This window comes from Salinispora mooreana, assembly GCF_000379065.1.
In the GTDB taxonomy this organism is placed as follows: Bacteria; Actinomycetota; Actinomycetes; order Mycobacteriales; family Micromonosporaceae; genus Micromonospora; species Micromonospora mooreana.
In genome coordinates, this window is sequence record NZ_KB900614.1 from 1,371,500 (window position 1) to 1,388,835 (window position 17,336).

The window sequence follows — 17,336 nt, forward strand, 5'->3', positions numbered from 1 at the left end:
GCTCGCCGACGTGGGGCGGCACCTCAAGGTCGCGCTAGGCTGACCGGGTGGATCGTGCCGAACTGTCCATCACGTTACACCGGTCGGGGGACGAGGTTGTCCTGTGCCTCGCCGGTGAGATCGACATGATGACGGCCGCCCAGCTCTCCACCGTCGTCAATGAGATGTTGACCGAGCCGCCCCCACGAATCGTGCTGGACCTGGCAGCCGTCACCTTCTGCGACTCGCAGGGCCTGGGCACGCTGGTCGTGCTCAGCCGCAAGACCAGTCACTCCCAGAGCCTGCTGGTCCTCACCAACGTGGCGGAGTTCCTGCGCCGCGTCCTCGACATCACGGGCCTGCGTAGCGCCCTGATGATTCGCGGCGACTGACTCTCAGCCGGTGTTGCCCCAGCGAGCCTGCTCCAGCAGGTCGATCGCGCGCTGCACCGCCGCTGGGTCGGTCTCCGCGCGGAGCAGCGCGGTGGCCTCGTCAATGGCGTCGGTCAGCAGCCGCCGCTGGGTCTCCCGCTCCTGAAGCAGGGCCGACTGGGCGGTGAGCTGCCCAGTCTTCACCCACAGGTCAACGAAGACCGACACCTTGGCCCGCAGTACCCACGGGTCGAACGGCTTGGTGAGGTGGTCCACCGCGCCGGCGGCGTACCCGCGCATGGCCAGCTGGGCGTCCTGGTCCGCGGAGGTAAGGAAGATGATCGGCACATGCCGGGTTCGTTCCCGCCGCTTGATGTGACTCGCCGTCTCGAAGCCGTCCATCTCCGGCATCTGGGCGTCCAGGAGGATCACCGCGAAGTCGTCAACGAGGAGCCGCTTCAGCGCCGCCTCGCCGCTCTCCACGGCCACCGACTGGACCTGGAGCCCCTGCAGGATCGCCTCCAGGGCCGTCAGGTTCTCCCGACGATCATCCACCAGCAGCGCCTTCGCCAGCTGCGTCATGGGCTCTCCTCGCTCCGGCCTCCACTGATCCAGGACGAGATGAGCTCGATCAACTCGTCCAGGTCAACGGGCTTGGTGATGTATCCGCTGCCCCCGGCCGCGAGCGCGGACTCCCGATCACCGGGCATCGCCTTCGCGGTCAGGAAGACGATCGGGAGGTCGGCGAAGCGGTGGTTACGCCGGATCTGCCGTGTCGTCTCGTATCCGTCCTGATCGGGGATCATGGCATCCATCAGCACGATGTCCGCCTCCGGATGCTCGGCCAGCAGGCGTACGCCGTCGGCCCCGTTGTCCGCGTACAGCACGGTCATCCCGTGTAGCTCCAGGGCGCTGGTCAGGGCGAACACGGTACGTACGTCGTCGTCCACGATCAGCACGGTGGCACCGGCCAGCTGGCGGGTCGCCGTCGCCTCGACGGTGGGTGGCAGCAGCTCCACGGCGGGCATCAGTAGCGACGACGGGAGACCGGCTCGGGCAGGTGAGGGTGGCGCCGGCGCCACGACCGCGTCCGGGGCCAGGACGTCGGGGAGGAAGAGGGTGAACGTCGAACCCTGCCCGGGCACCGACGAGACGCTGATCGCGCCACCCAGCAGCCGGGCCAGATCCCGACTGATCGACAGCCCCAGACCGGTCCCCCCGTACCGACGACTGGTCGTGCCGTCGGCCTGCTGGAACGCCTCAAAGATGATCGACAGCTTGTCGTCGGAGATGCCGATCCCGGTGTCCGTGACGGTGAAGGCGACCACCTGCCGCGCGTTGGTCAAGGCCGGCACGTCGAAGACCGTCGACTCCGGTGCGGGGGCGATCCCCAACCGCACCGCCCCGGCGTCGGTGAACTTGACCGCGTTGGAAAGTAGGTTCCGCAGGATCTGCTGCAGCAGCTGGACGTCGGTGACGATCTCCTTCGGCAGTTCCGGACTGACCTGGACCTCGAAGTTGAGGCCCTTCTCCTCCGCCTGCGGGACGAACGCCTGCTCGACATAGCCGCGGACCTCGGTGAACTGAATCTCGGTCGGCTCGACATCCGTCCGGCCAGCTTCGATCTTGGACAGGTCCAGAATGTCGTCGATCAGCGTGAGCAGGTCGGTGCCGGCGTTGTGGATCGTCCGGGCGAACTCGATCTGCTTCGGGGTGAGGTTCTGCTCCGGGTTCTGGGCCAGCAGCCGGGCCAGCAGCAACAACGAGTTCAGCGGCGTACGCAGCTCATGGCTCATGTTGGCCAGGAACTCCGACTTGTACGCCGAGGCGCGGGTGAGCTGCTGCGCCGTCTCCTCCAGGCCCAGCCGGGCCAGCTCGACCTCCCGATTCTTGGTCTCGATGTTGCCCTTCTGCTCGGAGAGGAGCTTCGCCTTCTCCTCCAGCTCCGCATTCGTGCGCTGGAGTTCGGCCGACTGCTCCTGCAGCTCGTTGGCCAGCCGCTGTGACTGGGCCAGCAACTCCTCGGTACGCCGGTTCGCCTGGATGGTGTTGACCGCGACGCCGATGGTGAGGACGAGCCGCTCCAGGAAGGAGAGATACAAGTCGGAGAGAGCGGTCACGCTGGCGAACTCGATCACGCCGAGCAGTTCGCCCTCGAAGATGACCGGCAGCACCACCAGGTCGGCCGGCGGGGTGTCCGCGAGCCCGGAACGGAGCCGGAGCCGGCTCTCCGCCGGCCCGCTGACCCGAATCGTGCGCCGGGACAGCGCGACCTGGCCGACCAGGCCCTCACCGGGGCCAAACGTCACGTCCTGCCCACGAGCGACGTAGCCGTACGAGGCGGTGAGCCGTAGTCGAAAGTTGCCCTCAGTGTCATCCACCAGGAAGAACGCGCCGAGCTGCGCGTCCACCAGCGGAGTCACCTCCATCATGATCATGCGGCAGACCTCGCCGAGGTCCCGCTGACCCTGCAGCAGCCCACCGATACGGGCCAGATTGGAGTCCAGCCAGCCCTGCTCGGCATTCACCGTGGTCGTCTCCCGGAGGGTGACGATCATCTGGTTGATGTTGTCTGTCAGCTCGGCGACCTCCCCCTGCGCGTCGACCGCGATCTGCTGGGTCAGGTCGCCGCGGGTCACCGACGTGGAGACCTCGGCGATGGCGCGCAGCTGAATGGTCAGGGTGGAGGCGAGTTGGTTGACGTTCTCGGTGAGGTCCCGCCACGTCCCGGCGACGCCCTTCACCTGGGCCTGACCACCCAACTTCCCCTCGGTACCCACCTCCCGAGCCACCCGGGTCACCTCATCGGCGAACGACGACAACTGATCCACCATCGTGTTGACGGTGTTCTTCAACTCCAGAATCTCGCCCTGCGCATCAACCGTGATCTTCTGCCCCAGATCACCCCGCGCGACGGCGGTCGTGACCGAGGCGATGTTGCGCACCTGCAAGGTCAGGTTCGACGCCATCGAGTTCACGTTGTCCGTCAGGTCCCGCCACGTCCCGGAGACACCCTTCACCTGGGCCTGACCACCCAACTTCCCCTCGGTACCCACCTCCCGAGCCACCCGGGTCACCTCATCGGCGAACGACGACAACTGATCCACCATCGTGTTGACGGTGTTCTTCAACTCCAGAATCTCGCCCTGCGCATCAACCGTGATCTTCTGCCCCAGATCACCCCGCGCGACCGCCGTCGACACCTGCGAGATGTTGCGAACCTGGCTGGTCAGATTGCCGGCGAGTTGATTGACGTTCTCGGTGAGGTCCCGCCACGTCCCGGAGACGCCCCGCACCTGGGCCTGACCACCCAACTTCCCGTCGATGCCGACCTCCCGAGCCACCCGGGTCACCTCATCGGCGAACGACGACAACTGATCCACCATCGTGTTGACGGTGTTCTTCAACTCCAGAATCTCGCCCTGCGCATCAACCGTGATCTTCTGCCCCAGATCACCCGTCGCCACCGCCGTCGACACCTGCGAGATGTTGCGAACCTGTGCGGTCAGGTTCGACCCCATGGTGTTCACCGAGTCGATCAGGTCCTTCCAGGTGCCGGCGGCACCTCGGACATCGGCCTGACCACCCAGCTTCCCCTCGGTACCCACCTCCCGGGCCACCCGGGTCACCTCATCGGCGTACGACGACAACTGGTCGACCACGGTGTTCACCGTGCGCCCGATGCGCAGGTACTCCCCACGCAGCGGTCGGTCGTCCAGCTCCAGCGCCACGTGCTGGGAGAGATCACCCTTGGCGACGGCCGCGATCACCCGAGCGATCTCGATGGTCGGGCGCCCGAGGTCGTCGATGAGCGAATTGACCGCCTGCTGCCCCTCCGCCCAGGAACCATCCAGGTCCTCGTCGTCGAGGCGTTCGGTGAGCCGTCCGTCCCGGCCCACGATCCGGCTGATCCGGCGCAGGTCGTGGTACTGCCGCTCCTGGAGCGACACCACCTCGTTGAAGGCGTCCGCCACCTCGCCCGCCCGGCCCGACCGGTGCGGCAGCCGAACCCTGAGATCGCCGTGGCGAACGCGCCGAAGCGCCTCGGTCAGCTCGATGAGGACCGCATCGGGGTCCGGCGCGGACAGCTCCGCTGCCGGCTGCTTCGCCGTGGTCATCATTCCTCGCTCACGTCGGGGCCGCCTGCTGCCGGCAGGCCGGACATCCCACTATTGTGCCCACCGCCGACCACACGCCAGACCGACGCGGCGTGCGCCGGCACCCGGTTCGGGGCTGCCCCGGCGGCGCCGTTCCGCTGGGTCCGCTTGGCACCCACCGCGGCAGCGGTGGAGGATACGGGGGTGTCAGCGGAGAGGGGGCCCGCGCCGACCGGAGGCCGGGATGAGCGCATCCGACGAGTCCGGCTCCCCGCAGATCCCCGAACGCCCGCCGCGGCGCGCGCACTCGTCCGGTCGCTGCTCGCCGAGGCGGACCTGGCGGAGCTGACCAACGAGGCGCTCCTGCTCACCACCGAACTCTCCACCAACGCGGTGGAGCACGCCCGCACCGAACTGGACCTCGAGGTGGTCGCCGACCGGAGGGGTCTCACCGTCACCGTCTCCGACTTCGCCCGCGGGCCGGTCGAGGAGCTGACCGTCGGCGTTCGCAACGAGAGCAGCGACATCGCCGACATCGCCGAGCGGGGCCGGGGCCTGCTCCTGGTTGACCACTTCGCCAGCCGGTGGGGCACCACGTACCTGCCCGCCGGTAAGGGGATCTGGTTCCGGCTCGACCGGCCCGACTCGCTGGATCACCCCGGCCGGTCACCGGTCACCGCGGTGTCAGCCGTGGCGGTGACCGGTGACCAAGGCGCCAGCGCGGGCAGCTTCCCGCCGAGCGCCGCGGCGATGAGTGAGCTGATGCAGACCGCACCCGACCCGTACGCGGAGGACTCCCTGCCGGACTTCGCGACCAGCCTGTTGACCCGGGTGGCCGAGATGGTCGGCGCGGCCGGCGGCCAGGTCCGGCTGGACCGGGGTGACGGGCAGGGCCCGCAGCTACTGGCCCGCTACGGCCGACAGCCCCGGGTCGACAATGACCTGGTACGGGTGCCGCTGACCGTACACCGGCCGTACGTCGGCGAGTTGGAGCTGGACGCGGCACCGTCCGCGTACGCCCAACCGCTGGCGGTGTTGATGGCCGAGCGGCTTTCGCTGCACCTGGAGAACGACCGGCTGCGCCGGGCCGACCTGCGCCGGCAGGCCTGGCTGACCTTCCTCGCCGAGGCCAGTGAGCTGCTCGCCCAGTCCCTCGACGTCGAGTTGACCATGGCACTCATCCCGCAGCTCGTGGTGCCCCGCCTCGGGCAGTGGTGCGCGGTGCACACCAGCAATGAGTGGGGGCGGCTGCGCCTGGCGGCGGCCAGCCACGCGGACGAGTCGATGCTGCCCCAACTACACGCCGTGCTGGCGGAGACCGGGCCGGACTCGATCCAGTCCCGGCTGCGTGAGGCCTCCCGCAACGGCACCCAGCTCCCGCTCGGCGCGCCGACCGAGGGCTTCGCCGTCCCGCTGATCGCCCGCGGCCAGCGGCTCGGCACCCTCGCTGTTGGCCGGCACCAACGGCATCGGCACGACCCGGACGAAGTCGCCGTACTGGAGGATGTGGCCCGACGCGCGGCGCTGGCGATCGAGAATGCGCGCATCCACGCCGAGCGCCGCCGGGTCGCCCAGGCGCTCCAGCAGTCGCTGCTGCCGCCCGTGCTGCCGGTGGTGGAGGGGATCGGCCTCGCCGCGGAGTACGTCCCGACCGGGGACGACGCGGACGTCGGCGGCGATTTCTACGACGTGCTGCCGCTGCCGGACGGGCGGTGGTTGGTGGTGATCGGTGACGTCTCCGGTAAGGGAGTGCAGGCGGCCACCCTCACCGGCCTGGTCCGGGACGTCATCCGGACCCTGATCGGGGACGGCAAGCCACTGTCGGAGACGCTGATCCGGCTCAACGGGACACTGGTCGAGCGGGGCGGCGGGCGCTACTGCACGCTGGCTCTGGCCGCGGTTGGACCGGGTGTGGGTAACCACATGGAGGTTAGCCTGTACCTCGCCGGGCACGACCGGCCGGTGCTGCTGACGGCCGCCGGTGCGGCCCGGTTCGTCGGCACCGGCGGCACCGCGCTCGGGCTACTCGACTCGATCTCCTCGCCGGCCACCGAGCTCACCCTGGGCCCCGGCGAGGCATTGATCTTCTACACCGACGGGGTCACCGAGCGGCGGCGCGGGCGGGAGCTTTTCGGGGTGGACCGGCTCCGGGAGGCGGCGGCGCCGCTCGCCGGCTACTCGGCGGATGTGGTGGCGGCGCGGCTGCGCTCGACCGCGCTCGGGTTCTCCACCGAGACGCCCCGGGACGACATCGCGATCCTGGTCCTGCGCAACGACGCCGACTAGCCGCGGCCCCGCGAGCAGGAGGGTGGCTGGGCGGCCCGGCCGGTAACGTAACGCCGTGACCACCGAGACCCCAGCGCCCGTCGCCACGCGGATGCCGACCGAGCGAACCCACCACGGCGATACCGTCATTGACGAGTACGCCTGGCTCGCCGGCAAGGACGATCCCGCCACGATCGCCTACCTCACCACCGAGAACGCCTACACCGAGGCCCGAACGGCCCACCTTGCCGACCTGCGCGAGCAGCTGTTCGAGGAGATCCGCCGGCGGACCCAGGAGACCGACCTGTCGGTGCCCACCCGCAAGGGCGGCCACTGGTACTACACCCGCACGGTCGAGGGGCAGCAGTACGGGGTGCAGTGCCGCCGCGTCGTCCACGACGGCGAAACCGACCCGCCGGTCAGCCGGGACGGCGCTCCCCTGGCCGGCGAGGAGGTGCTGCTAGACGGCAACCTACTCGCCGCGGGGCAGGACTTCTTCGCGCTCGGAGCCTTCGACGTGAGCCCGGACGGGCGTTGGCTCGCGTACTCGACCGACTTCTCCGGCGACGAGCGGTTCACGCTCCGGGTGAAGGACCTCAGCACCGGGGAGCTGCTGCCCGACGAGGTGCCCGGCACGTTCTACGGAACGGCCTGGTCCACCGATGCCTCGATTCTCTTCTATGTCACCGTTGACGACGCGTGGCGGCCGAACCGGGTCTGGCGGCACACGCTGGGCACCCCGGCCAGCGAGGACGTGGTGGTCTACCAGGAGGACGACGAACGGTTCTGGGTCGGTGTCGAGCTGACCCGCTCGGAGAAGTTCCTCCTCATCGATATTCACAGCAAGGTGACCAGCGAGGTCCTGGCGATCCCCGCCGGCAACCCGACCGGCACCCCGGTCCCGGTGGCCCCCCGCCGCCAGGGCGTGGAGTACACGGTCGAGCACCACGGCCACCGGTTCCTGATCCTGCACAACGACGGCGCCGAGGACTTCGCCCTCGCGTACACCTCGGCCGACGCCCCGGGCGACTGGGTGCCGCTCGTCGCGCACTCCCCCGGCACCCGTCTGGAGGCGGTTGACGCCTTCGAGAACCATCTTGTGGTCACGTTGCGCGCCAACGGGCTGACCGGGCTGCGGGTGTTGCCGATCGGGGGTGGCGATCCGCACGACATCGACTTCCCCGAACCGCTGTACGCCGTCGGCCTGGACAGCAACCCGGAGTACCACACGAGTCAGCTCCGACTCCGCTACACCTCACTGGTCACCCCGGACTCGGTGTACGACTACGACCTGGTCACCCGCCGGATGGTGCAACGCCGGCAGCGGCCGGTGCTGCCCGGGCCGGACGGCCGCCCGTACGACCCCACCGGCTACGAGCAGCACCGGGACTGGGCGATCGCCGACGACGGCACCCGGGTGCCGATCTCGTTGGTCTGCCGGGCCGGCACCCCGCGCGACGGCTCCGCGCCGTGCGTCATCTACGGCTACGGCGCCTACGAGGCGAGCATGGACCCCTGGTTCTCGGTCGCCCGGCTCTCCCTGCTGGACCGGGGTGTCGTCTTCGCCGTGGCACACATCCGCGGCGGCGGCGAGCTGGGCCGGCGCTGGTACGACCAGGGCAAGCTGCTGGCCAAGAAGAACACCTTCACCGACTTCGTGGCCTGTGCGCGGCATCTGGTCAAGGCGGGCTGGACCACGACCGACCGGCTGGTCGCCCGGGGTGCCTCCGCCGGCGGGCTGCTGATGGGCGCGGTGACCAACCTCGCCCCGGACGCGTTCACCGGGATCGTCGCGCAGGTTCCCTTCGTTGACGCGCTGACCTCGATCCTCGACCCGTCGCTGCCGTTGACCGTCACCGAGTGGGAGGAGTGGGGCAACCCGTTGGACGACCCCGAGGTGTACGCGTACATGAAGTCGTACACGCCGTACGAGAACGTGCGGGCCGTGGACTATCCAGCGATCCTCGCGGTGACCAGCCTCAACGACACCCGGGTGCTCTACCACGAGCCGGCGAAGTGGATCGCGCGCCTGCGGGCCACCGCGCCGCGGGGCGACTACCTGCTCAAGACCGAGATGGGCGCCGGGCACGGCGGGCCGAGCGGTCGGTACGACGCCTGGCGGGAGGAGGCCTTCATCAACGCCTGGCTGCTCGACCAGCTCGGCCGCGCCTGAGGCCGGGCCCGCGCAGGGAGCTAGTCGGCGAGCGCAGCGGCCAGCGCGGCCGGCTCCACGTTGCCGCCGGTCACCACCGCAGCCGTACGCCCGGCGGGTAGCTCGGCGCGGCGGAACAACCGGGCGGCGACCGCCACCGCGGCGCTCGGCTCCACGACGAGCCGAGCGTCGCGGACCAGCCGGCTCAGCGCCGCCCGAATCTCGTCCTCCGTGACGGTCACGATCCCGTCCAGCCGCTCCAGTAGGTGCGCGAGGGTCAGTGCGGACGGCGGCAGGCGCAGCCCGTCGGCGCAGGTCCGGTAGGTGCGCTCCTCGCCCCACGACACCACCGACCCGGCCGCCAGCGAGTCCCGGGTGTCGGCGGCCAACTCCGGCTCCACCCCGATGACCGCCGCCGCCGGCCGCAGCGCCCGGACCGCGGTCGCGACGCCGGAGGACAGCCCGCCCCCGCCAACCGGCACCAGCACCACATCGACATCGGGTAGGTCCGCCACGATCTCCAGACCGATCGTTCCCTGGCCCGCGATGACTCGCCGGTCGTCGAAGGGGGGCACCAGCACCGCGCCGGTCTCCGTCGCGATCTGCTGCGCCGCCGATGCACGGCGCGGCGGTGGCACCGTCACCACCTCGACGCCGAACGCCCGGATCCGATCGACCTTGGCCGCCGGCGCCCCCTCGGGTACGACGACCCGGCACGGCACACCGGTGGCGGTAGCCGCGTGCGCCAACGCCAGGCCGTGGTTGCCCGAGGAGTGGGTGACCACTCCGGCCGACCGCTGCTCCGCCGTGAGCCGGGCCACCGCGTGGGTCGCGCCGCGCAGCTTGAAGGAGCCGACCGGCTGTAGGCTCTCCGCCTTGAGCCACAGCTCCGCATCCCATGGGGCTCGCATCAGCGGGGTACGGAGGACCTGGCCGGTGATATCGGCGGACGCACTCCAGACGTCGTCAACAGACACAAGCTCCATCACCTGATCCTGCCCGACGGAAATCCCGCCTAGACTTCCGGGGCGTGAGCAGCGAACGTCCGGTCGCCAGCGGCGGGGACGATCCGGCAACGGGCGACCGACCCCGGCCCGGCCTTCGCGTGATCGCCCGGGACCGGCGGGTCTGGTTGATCCTCGGTGTGGTCGCCGCCGTGCTGGTCTGCTGCTGCGCGTCGGCCGCCGGCACCCTGTTCGCCCTCGCCGCCGGCCTCTTCACCACCGGGTGAGCACGAGGTCGGCGAGGGACGGGAATCAACCTCCTGATCTGCGTAACACCCCCTGGTGGGATACCGTTTTTCTGGTAGCAGGAGGTCCGGCGGATGTCGTTGACGGTGCACACCCAACAGCGTGGCGAGGTCGCCGTCGTGTCGGTCGCCGGCGAGCTGGATCTGGCGACCGCGCCGCGGTTGCAGGAACACATCACCGACCTGTTGGACCGGGGCCGCAGCCGGCTGGTCTTCGACCTGACGCGGGTCTCGTTCTGCGACTCGACCGGGCTGGCCACCTTCATCCACGCGAAGAACTGCTGCGACGAGGCGGGCGGATCCGTACGGCTGGCGGCCCCGCAGCGCGATGTGCTGCGCATCCTCGAGGTCTGCGGGCTCTCCGAGGTGCTGCGGACGTACCCGACGGTCGAGCAGGCCGTCAACCCCACCGGGGCGTCCTCGTGACGCCCCGCGTCGCCGGCCCGGGCGCTATCTCTCGTCCTCGATGTACCGCGGACGGGCGATGACCAGACCCGCACCGGTCTGCACCACAAGCGCCGAGATCAGAAAGCCGACCGGCACGTCCCACCCGCCGGTGGCCCCGTAGAGGACGCCGACGAGCAGCGGCCCCAGCGCCGCGATGAGGTAGCCGGTGCTCTGCACGAACGCCGACAGCGCCACCGTTCCCTCCGCCGTACGCGCCCGCAGCCCGATGGTCGTGAGGACCAACGAGAAGGCCCCCTGCCCGACGGCCAGCAGGGCCATCCAGAGCAGCGCGCCCCGGTACGGCGCCAGGGCCAGCCCCAGGTAGGCCACCGTTGACGCAGCGGCCAACGACAGCACCAACGGTCGCAGCGTCCGCAGCCGACCGGCCAGCGTCGGCATCAGGAGTGCGACCGGCACGCCCAGCGCGGTGACCCCGGCGAGCAGGAGGCCCGCCGTCGCCGGACGGAACCCGGCGTCCCGGTACAGCTGCGCCAGCCAGCCCATGATCGCGTACCCGCTGAGGGACTGGGTGCCGAAGCACACGGCCATGGCCCAGCCGAGCCGGGTGCGCGCCGGGCGCACCCGAGCGGCGGTGGCGGTCTCGGTCGGGGCCGATCGCCGCGCAACGGAGCGGGCCCGGCGGGCCAACGGCACCCATGGGAGTACGGCCACCGCGGCCAGCCCGGCCCAGATTCCGAGCCCGGTCCGCCAGGAGCCGAAGGCCTGCGCGGTCGGCACCGCCGCGGCGGCGGCCACCGTCATGCCCGCGGTCATGGCCGTCGTGTATGCCCCGGTGGCCAGTCCGGTGCGGTGTGGAAAGTACTGCTTGACCAGCAGGGGCAGGAGGATGTTCGCCACCGCGACCCCGGCCAGCGCCAGCGCGCTGGTGAGGACGAAGACCAGCGCGGAGTCGGTGGCCACCCGAAGCACCTGGCCGGCGGCGAGCACCGCCATCGCCACCACCAGCACCCGGGCCGGTGCGACCCGACGGACCAGCCACGGGGTGATCGCCCCGAGTCCGGCGAACGCGACCGTCGGCAGCGTGGTCACCACGCCGGCCATGGTTCCGGAGAGTCCGAGCCCGGTCCGGACCTCGTCCAGCAGCGCACCGAGGCTGGTCACCACGATCCGCAGGTTCGCGCCGACCAGAATTATCCCGACCAGTACGAGCGCGGCTCGGCGCGCCACCTGGCGCTCTCCGGCCAGAGTCGGGTCCACGCCGTCCGGGGAGCCCTTCGTGGCCACGGGGCCCGGAGCGCTCTTTGTGGCCGCGCCCTGCGGTCGTGGCCGGCCGGCCGCCTCCGGAGGGTTGCTCTCTCGGGGCGGGCGCGGCCCCATCCTGGTGGACGTTGCGGACGGTGGCGGAATCATGCCCCCGAACCTACAATCATGGGATGAATTCTCGGCAGGAGATGTAACCGGTGCCACCCGGGGTCGAAGCCACCGCCGTCCCACCGCGGGGTCAACGGGTCCAGGAGACGATCGCCCAGCTCCGCGACCGGATCCTCGGCGGTGAGTGGCCGGTGGGCAGCCGAATCCCGACCGAGCCGCAACTCGTCGCGGCCCTCGGTGTGGGGCGCAACACCGTTCGCGAGGCGGTCCGCGCCCTGGCGCACGCGGGAGTGCTGGAGATCCGGCAGGGCTCCGGCACGTACGTGGTGTCGGTTGATGAGCTGGCCCCGGTGGTGGCCCGCCGACTCACCGACGACCGGATGACCGAGGTGGTCGAGGTTCGGCGCGCCCTCGAGGTGGAGGCCGCCCGACTCGCCGCGCTGCGGCGTACCGCCGAGGACCTGGCGGCGCTCGCCGACGCGCTCGCCGCCCGGGAGACCGCGTGGCGCAGCGGCCGGGTTGACGAGTTCGTGACAGCCGATGCCATGCTGCACACCATCGTTGTCGCGGCGGCGCACAACGGGATCCTCGCCGAGTTGCACTCCTCCATCGGCACCGCGATGCGCAGCACGGTCGCTGCGACGTTGGGCGAGACCCTGGCACCGGAGCGGTACGTTGACCACTCCCGACTGGTTGATGCCATCCGGGCCGGCGATCCGGAGTGGGCGGTGATCGAAGCAGGTGCCTACCTGACGCCACCGCCACCGACCTAGATCACCCTGAGGCACACCGACGCCCACGGAAATCCCACGGTCGCCGACACTGCTCGTACACATGTTCGATAAGGTCCTGGTCATGGAACAGCGAAAGCACTGGTGGAACGGGAAATGGGGGCGCCTGGCCCGACGTGACGTCTTCCTCCGCGTCAACGCCGACCGGTGGCACGTCGAACAGCGTGCCGGCGGCTCGGAGGGAGTCTCCCAGTTCTACGAGTACAGCAGCGTCGAGGAGGCCGAAGAGACGGTCCGGGCGCTGCTCCACGGCACTGACACGTGGCGTGAACTCTCCCCTCGCCCTCCGGGCGGCTGGGGCGGTGTTTAGCGCACAGAGCGGCCGGGAACGGCGCCAGCATGAACGAGCAACGTGCCCTCTCTCGGGTCACCACCGGGATGCGAGTGGTTGACGTCGCCGGTAGTGAGATCGGCACCGTGGACCTGGTCCAGCGAGACGACCCGAACGCGGTGACCGTGCAGGCACCGGCCACCGACCCGGGCAGCAGCCTGAACGAGCTGATCGAGGCCACCGCGGTGGAGGAGCCGGACGTCCCGGCCGACCTGGCGGCCCGGTTGCGTCACTCGGGCTACCTGAAGGTCTCCACCAACCGGGTCCGCGCCGGGGCGGTCTACGTACCCGCCGACCAGATCGCAGCCGTCACCGACGCGGTCCGCCTGGAGGTCCCGCTGGCGGAACTGCCCGCCGAGGAGTAACCCATCCGACCAAGACTTTCCCAATCCCGCACATCTCTGTAGAGACGAACGGAGGGTGCTCTTGGCAAGCTTGGTCCCATGACGTTGATCCTCCGTTCGGCCATCCGCAACGACATCGGCCTTGTCCGGAACAACAACGAGGACTCCGCCCTGGCCGGTGAGCGCCTCCTTGCAGTCGCGGACGGCATGGGCGGCCTGCCCGCCGGGGAGGTGGCGAGCGAGATCGTCATCCGAGTCCTGGACGAGCTGACTCCGCCAACCACCCCCGCTGCGGCCGCAGACGCGCTCCGCGCCGTGGTCAGCGCCGCCAACCAGCGCATCCACGCCGCGATCGCCGCGGATCCCGCCCGGGAGGGCATGGGGACGACGCTGACCGCCACCCTGCTCGCCGACGACACGCTGGTGCTGGCCCAGGTCGGTGACTCCCGCTGCTACCTGTTGCGCGACGGGGAACTGAGCCTGATCACCCGGGACGACACATTCGTACAGGCGCTGGTGGACCAGGGGGCGATCACCCCCGAACAGGCCCGGCACCACCCCCAGCGGTCGCTGGTGACCCGAGCGGTGCAGGGAGCCGGCGCCCCACCCGCGATCGGGACCCTGACCGTGACCTCCGGCGACCGGTTGCTGCTGTGCAGCGATGGGCTCTCCGACTACGTCGAGCACGAGGCGATCGCCGCCACCCTGACCCGGTACGGTGACCGGCAGCTCTGCGGGGAGCAGTTGGTCAAGCTCGCCCACCAGGCCGGCGCCCCGGACAACGTCACCGTCGTGGTTTCCGACGTCACCACCGCCTGAGCGGTCAACCGCGGTACCGGCCACCCAGCGGGACACCGGGTGGCCGGCCTACCTCTTCCCCCTGGTGAAGATGTCCGTCAGGGCGATCAGTAGGGCGACGAGGATGAAGGCCGAGATGATCAACAATGTGGTCCGGAAAGCCGCCAACCAGTTACCGCCGGTACGGTCCAACGTGGCGAACAGTGCAGTGCTGACGCCGACCGTTCCGGCCGAGATTCCAAGCCGGTGCCCGGTCTGCAACATCCCGGCAGCGCTGCCGGCCCGCGTGTTGGATACCTGTGACATGGTCACGGCCTGGTTCGGAATGTTGGTCAGCCCGCTCCCCAGGCCGCTGAGGACGAAGCCCGCGCCGAGGCCGGCGAGCAGCAACGGCAGGGCCGCCGAGTGCGGGCTGTCGAAGGTCGGCAGCAAGAGGTCACCAACCATGACCGCCGCCAGCCCGACCAGGGACGTCAGCAGTCCGACGGCTACTATTCGGCGACCTGCGCGCCAGGCCAGCCGGCCCCCGACGACCGCCCCCGCCGCCGTGCCCCCGGCAATCGGCACCATCACCAGACCGGTGGTCAGCGGGCTGTGCCCCACCCCGTCCTGCATGTACAGCGCGAATACGTAGTACAGCGCGTCATAGGCGCCGAACAACACCGCGATGATCGCGCCCAGGCCGTATGACCGGACCCGCAGCAGGCTCAGGTCAACCAGCGGTGACCCCCGTTTCGCCTGCCGCCACTCCCAGAGCACGAAGCCGGCGAGAACGACCACGCCGACCGGCGCCAGCACCCACAGCACCGGGACCCATGCCACCTCCCCCTCCACCATCGGAATCCAGAGCAGCACCATCCCGACGACGAACAAGACGACGCCCACCGGGTCCGTCCGTCGCCACCAGAAGCGATCCGGGGGTGCTGTCGACGCGGGTATCAGGAGAAGCCCCAGGGCGGCTGCCAGGAAGGCGATCGAGGCGCTCGCGGCGAAAGCCAACCGCCAGCCGTTCTCCGGGTTTGTATCCACCAGCAGCCCGCCCAGGACCGGTCCGGACCCGAGGGCGACGGCGAACGCCACCCCGAGTAGACCGTACGGACGGCCCCGCTCCTCCTTGTTGAACAACTGCTGGAAGAGCCCAAGGATCTGGGGGCTGGCCACCCCGAGCGCACCGCCCAGCACCAACACGGAGAGCACCAGCCAGACGGGCGTCTGGGCGAGGGCGGCAGACGTGGCAGCCACCCCACAGAGCACCAGGGTGGACACGAAGACGGCGCGCCGTCGCCACACGTCTCCGAGCCGACCGCCGGGTACCAGCATCAGGGCGTACGCCAGCGCGTAGCCGGCAACCATCCACTGCTGGCCGTCCTCGCCGAGGCCTATCGTCGAGGTGATCTGCGGCACTGCGATGGCCAACATCGCGGTGGTGGCCGTCGCGAGGAATACGACCACCTGACAGACCGCGGCCACCAGCCACCGCCGGGCTTGTCCGGGCGCCCTCGCGCCCACCGGCGCCGGCCCGGAGCGAGGCTCGCGAGCCGTCAACGCGACCTCCCGGCACACTCGCTACTGGTCACGCGGCCCCCCTGCCTGCCCGTGCGGCGTTCTCCTCTCATCGGAGACTCCCGGGAGTTGATCCGGCTGTCGCAGGACCAACTCCCGGGAGCGCGGCTCCACCTCGTCAGTACGGCCGGATGCTCTGCTCGTACTGGAAGAACTCATGCGGGTCGTACTTGGTCTTGACCTCACGCAGCCGGGCGTAGTTGTCGCCGTAGTAGGCGGTGGCCCAGTCACCGATGCTGCTGTCCGGAACGTTGACGTAGGAGCCGCTGACGTAGGGCAGCAGCGCCTGGCGGAACCGCTCCGTCCACGCCAGGACCGTCTTCTGCTCCTCGTCGTTCTCCCAGTTCCCGCTCCACTCCATGTAATATCTCGGGCTCCGGTGGAAGAAGGCGGTAGCGTCGATCGGAATCCGGTCCACCGCACCACCCCAGTTCAAACACCAGATCTCGCCGCCGAGGCCGGGAAGTTCGGCCAGGAACCGGATGACCGTGTCGATCCCTCGCTTCGGGAGCAGGTCATACACCCAGGACGAGGGGATGTGCGTCTTCCGCGGCGGGTCCGTGGTTCCCGCGAGCTGGTTCCAGGCATCCAGGTAGGACGTGGTCTCCATGGTGACCTGCGGGTTGCCGATATTGAGCAGCGGCCGAAGTATCTTTCGCAGCCGGTCCTCCGAACCACGGTAGATACCGTTGCAGTAGATATGACCGTCCGCTCGGGTCTTCGCATTGAAAACCGACCCGAGTCCGTCATCCGCGAAGGGTGCGATCTCCTGCCAGGTCCGCAACAGCTCCCCGACGTATCGCCAATCATCCCAGGTGATCTCGTACACCACGACATCCGACACCGGATGGATGCGGTACGTGTATGTGGTCGCGATGCCGAAATTGCCGCCGCCACCCCCACGAGAGGCCCACAGCAGATCGGCGTGCTGCGTCTCGTCCGCGTGGACGAGCCGGGCACCCCGTTCCCCGTCAGGAATTACAATATCGAGAGACATAAGACTGTCGCTGGTCACCCCAAGACTCCGACTGAGCTGGCCGATCCCGCCGCCCAACGTGACCCCGGCCACGCCGACGCCGACCTCCGCTCCGGTGGGGATGGCGAAGCCCCGCTCCCCCAACGCCTCGACGACCTGGTCCTGGGTTGCTCCGGTCTGCACTGTCGCCTGGCGCGCATGCGTGTCCAGCTCGATCTCCTGCATGGCACTGACGTCGATAATGACGCCGCCATCCACCGCCGACCACCCCTCCAGGGCGTGCCGACCACCTCGCGCACGGAAGGCCACATCGTGTCGACGGCACCAGGTGATCGCATTGATCACGTCCTGGGCCTCCTGACAGAAGACGATGACCAGCGGATACGGGTTGAACTGCCGGTTCCACCCGAGTCGCGCGGCGTCGTAGTCGGCGTCGTCGGGGAATACCAAGCGCCCGGTCAGCCGTCCCGGGTTCGGGTGCGGACTTCGCCCCGCCATCGGTTCGCCTCGGCCAGCACCGTCACCATAGGTCGCCAGAGCGGAGGGCGAGATGGCGGCAGCGCCGGCCACGCCCGCACCTACCGCCAGAACACGTAGGACATTTCGTCGAGTGGCTTCCATTTCCTTCTCCTTCAGCACCG

At 69.8% G+C, this 17,336-nt stretch carries 15 protein-coding genes; 9 read left to right on the plus strand and 6 right to left on the minus strand.

Features of this window, described 5'->3' with window-relative positions:
- Positions 1 to 47 precede the first annotated feature (47 nt).
- Positions 48 to 371, plus strand: a complete 324-nt coding sequence (locus SALPAC6_RS0106540) for an STAS domain-containing protein (protein ID WP_018252623.1) — start codon at positions 48 to 50, stop codon at positions 369 to 371.
- A gap of 3 nt (positions 372 to 374) precedes the next feature.
- Here SALPAC6_RS0106540 and SALPAC6_RS0106545 read toward each other — a convergent pair whose 3' ends face one another.
- Complete coding sequence (locus SALPAC6_RS0106545; protein ID WP_018252624.1) at positions 375 to 932, minus strand: response regulator; 558 nt, start codon at positions 930 to 932, stop codon at positions 375 to 377.
- A complete protein-coding gene (locus SALPAC6_RS0106550) occupies positions 929 to 4,471 on the minus strand; it encodes a HAMP domain-containing protein (protein WP_018252625.1) in 3,543 nt (1,180 codons plus the stop codon). Before SALPAC6_RS0106550 ends, SALPAC6_RS0106545 begins: the two co-directional genes overlap by 4 nt.
- Before the next feature lie 180 nt (positions 4,472 to 4,651).
- Here SALPAC6_RS0106550 and SALPAC6_RS0106555 point away from each other — a divergent pair, with 180 nt between their 5' ends.
- Both SALPAC6_RS0106555 and SALPAC6_RS0106560 read left to right on the plus strand, forming a co-directional pair.
- Complete coding sequence (locus SALPAC6_RS0106555; RefSeq protein WP_018252626.1) at positions 4,652 to 6,733, plus strand: SpoIIE family protein phosphatase; 2,082 nt, start codon at positions 4,652 to 4,654, stop codon at positions 6,731 to 6,733.
- 55 nt (positions 6,734 to 6,788) lie between these two features.
- Entirely contained in the window at positions 6,789 to 8,885 is a 2,097-nt protein-coding gene (locus tag SALPAC6_RS0106560) for a S9 family peptidase (RefSeq protein WP_018252627.1), read from the plus strand.
- Positions 8,886 to 8,905: 20 nt separating this feature from the next.
- On the opposite strand, the gene SALPAC6_RS0106565 is transcribed toward SALPAC6_RS0106560, so the two are convergent.
- Positions 8,906 to 9,850, minus strand: a complete 945-nt coding sequence (locus SALPAC6_RS0106565; protein WP_018252628.1) for a threonine ammonia-lyase — start codon at positions 9,848 to 9,850, stop codon at positions 8,906 to 8,908.
- A 44-nt stretch (positions 9,851 to 9,894) separates the two neighbouring features.
- Between SALPAC6_RS0106565 and SALPAC6_RS0106570 the strand changes: the two genes are divergently transcribed.
- On the plus strand, positions 9,895 to 10,095 hold the full coding sequence (locus tag SALPAC6_RS0106570) for a hypothetical protein (protein WP_018252629.1): 201 nt from the start codon (positions 9,895 to 9,897) through the stop codon (positions 10,093 to 10,095).
- A 93-nt stretch (positions 10,096 to 10,188) separates the two neighbouring features.
- A complete protein-coding gene (locus SALPAC6_RS0106575; protein ID WP_018252630.1) occupies positions 10,189 to 10,539 on the plus strand; it encodes an STAS domain-containing protein in 351 nt (116 codons plus the stop codon).
- Positions 10,540 to 10,563: 24 nt separating this feature from the next.
- Here SALPAC6_RS0106575 and SALPAC6_RS0106580 read toward each other — a convergent pair whose 3' ends face one another.
- On the minus strand, positions 10,564 to 11,748 hold the full coding sequence (locus tag SALPAC6_RS0106580; RefSeq protein WP_020493551.1) for an MFS transporter: 1,185 nt from the start codon (positions 11,746 to 11,748) through the stop codon (positions 10,564 to 10,566).
- A 233-nt stretch (positions 11,749 to 11,981) separates the two neighbouring features.
- On the opposite strand from SALPAC6_RS0106580, the gene SALPAC6_RS0106585 reads away from it, so the two are divergent.
- The 4 genes from SALPAC6_RS0106585 to SALPAC6_RS0106600 all read left to right on the plus strand — a co-directional run bounded on the left by SALPAC6_RS0106585 (position 11,982) and on the right by SALPAC6_RS0106600 (position 14,177).
- Positions 11,982 to 12,665, plus strand: coding sequence for a FadR/GntR family transcriptional regulator (locus SALPAC6_RS0106585; RefSeq protein ID WP_018252632.1), 684 nt, complete (start codon positions 11,982 to 11,984; stop codon positions 12,663 to 12,665).
- An 82-nt stretch (positions 12,666 to 12,747) separates the two neighbouring features.
- Positions 12,748 to 12,993 (plus strand): hypothetical protein, encoded by a 246-nt coding sequence (locus SALPAC6_RS0106590; protein ID WP_018743778.1) that lies wholly within the window; start codon positions 12,748 to 12,750, stop codon positions 12,991 to 12,993.
- Positions 12,994 to 13,022: 29 nt separating this feature from the next.
- Positions 13,023 to 13,379, plus strand: a complete 357-nt coding sequence (locus SALPAC6_RS0106595) for a hypothetical protein (protein WP_018252634.1) — start codon at positions 13,023 to 13,025, stop codon at positions 13,377 to 13,379.
- A 78-nt stretch (positions 13,380 to 13,457) separates the two neighbouring features.
- Complete coding sequence (locus SALPAC6_RS0106600; RefSeq protein ID WP_018252635.1) at positions 13,458 to 14,177, plus strand: PP2C family protein-serine/threonine phosphatase; 720 nt, start codon at positions 13,458 to 13,460, stop codon at positions 14,175 to 14,177.
- A 48-nt stretch (positions 14,178 to 14,225) separates the two neighbouring features.
- Here the strand turns inward: SALPAC6_RS0106600 and SALPAC6_RS0106605 are convergent, their stop codons facing one another.
- Both SALPAC6_RS0106605 and SALPAC6_RS0106610 read right to left on the minus strand, forming a co-directional pair.
- On the minus strand, positions 14,226 to 15,665 hold the full coding sequence (locus SALPAC6_RS0106605; protein ID WP_026189370.1) for an MFS transporter: 1,440 nt from the start codon (positions 15,663 to 15,665) through the stop codon (positions 14,226 to 14,228).
- 172 nt (positions 15,666 to 15,837) lie between these two features.
- Positions 15,838 to 17,316 carry an FAD-binding oxidoreductase gene (locus tag SALPAC6_RS0106610; protein ID WP_026189371.1) on the minus strand — a complete coding sequence of 493 codons (1,479 nt, stop codon included), beginning with the start codon at positions 17,314 to 17,316 and terminating at the stop codon, positions 15,838 to 15,840.
- Positions 17,317 to 17,336: the final 20 nt, after the last annotated feature.

Coding starts and splice junctions, on each gene's coding strand:
- SALPAC6_RS0106600 (WP_018252635.1), top strand. CDS start 13,458: ATGACGTTGATCCTCCGTTCGGCCATCCGCAACGACATCGGCCTTGTC.
- SALPAC6_RS0106565 (WP_018252628.1), bottom strand. CDS start 9,850: ATGGAGCTTGTGTCTGTTGACGACGTCTGGAGTGCGTCCGCCGATATC.
- SALPAC6_RS0106575 (WP_018252630.1), top strand. CDS start 10,189: ATGTCGTTGACGGTGCACACCCAACAGCGTGGCGAGGTCGCCGTCGTG.
- SALPAC6_RS0106550 (WP_018252625.1), bottom strand. CDS start 4,471: ATGATGACCACGGCGAAGCAGCCGGCAGCGGAGCTGTCCGCGCCGGAC.
- SALPAC6_RS0106545 (WP_018252624.1), bottom strand. CDS start 932: ATGACGCAGCTGGCGAAGGCGCTGCTGGTGGATGATCGTCGGGAGAAC.
- SALPAC6_RS0106595 (WP_018252634.1), top strand. CDS start 13,023: ATGAACGAGCAACGTGCCCTCTCTCGGGTCACCACCGGGATGCGAGTG.
- SALPAC6_RS0106590 (WP_018743778.1), top strand. CDS start 12,748: ATGGAACAGCGAAAGCACTGGTGGAACGGGAAATGGGGGCGCCTGGCC.
- SALPAC6_RS0106610 (WP_026189371.1), bottom strand. CDS start 17,316: ATGGAAGCCACTCGACGAAATGTCCTACGTGTTCTGGCGGTAGGTGCG.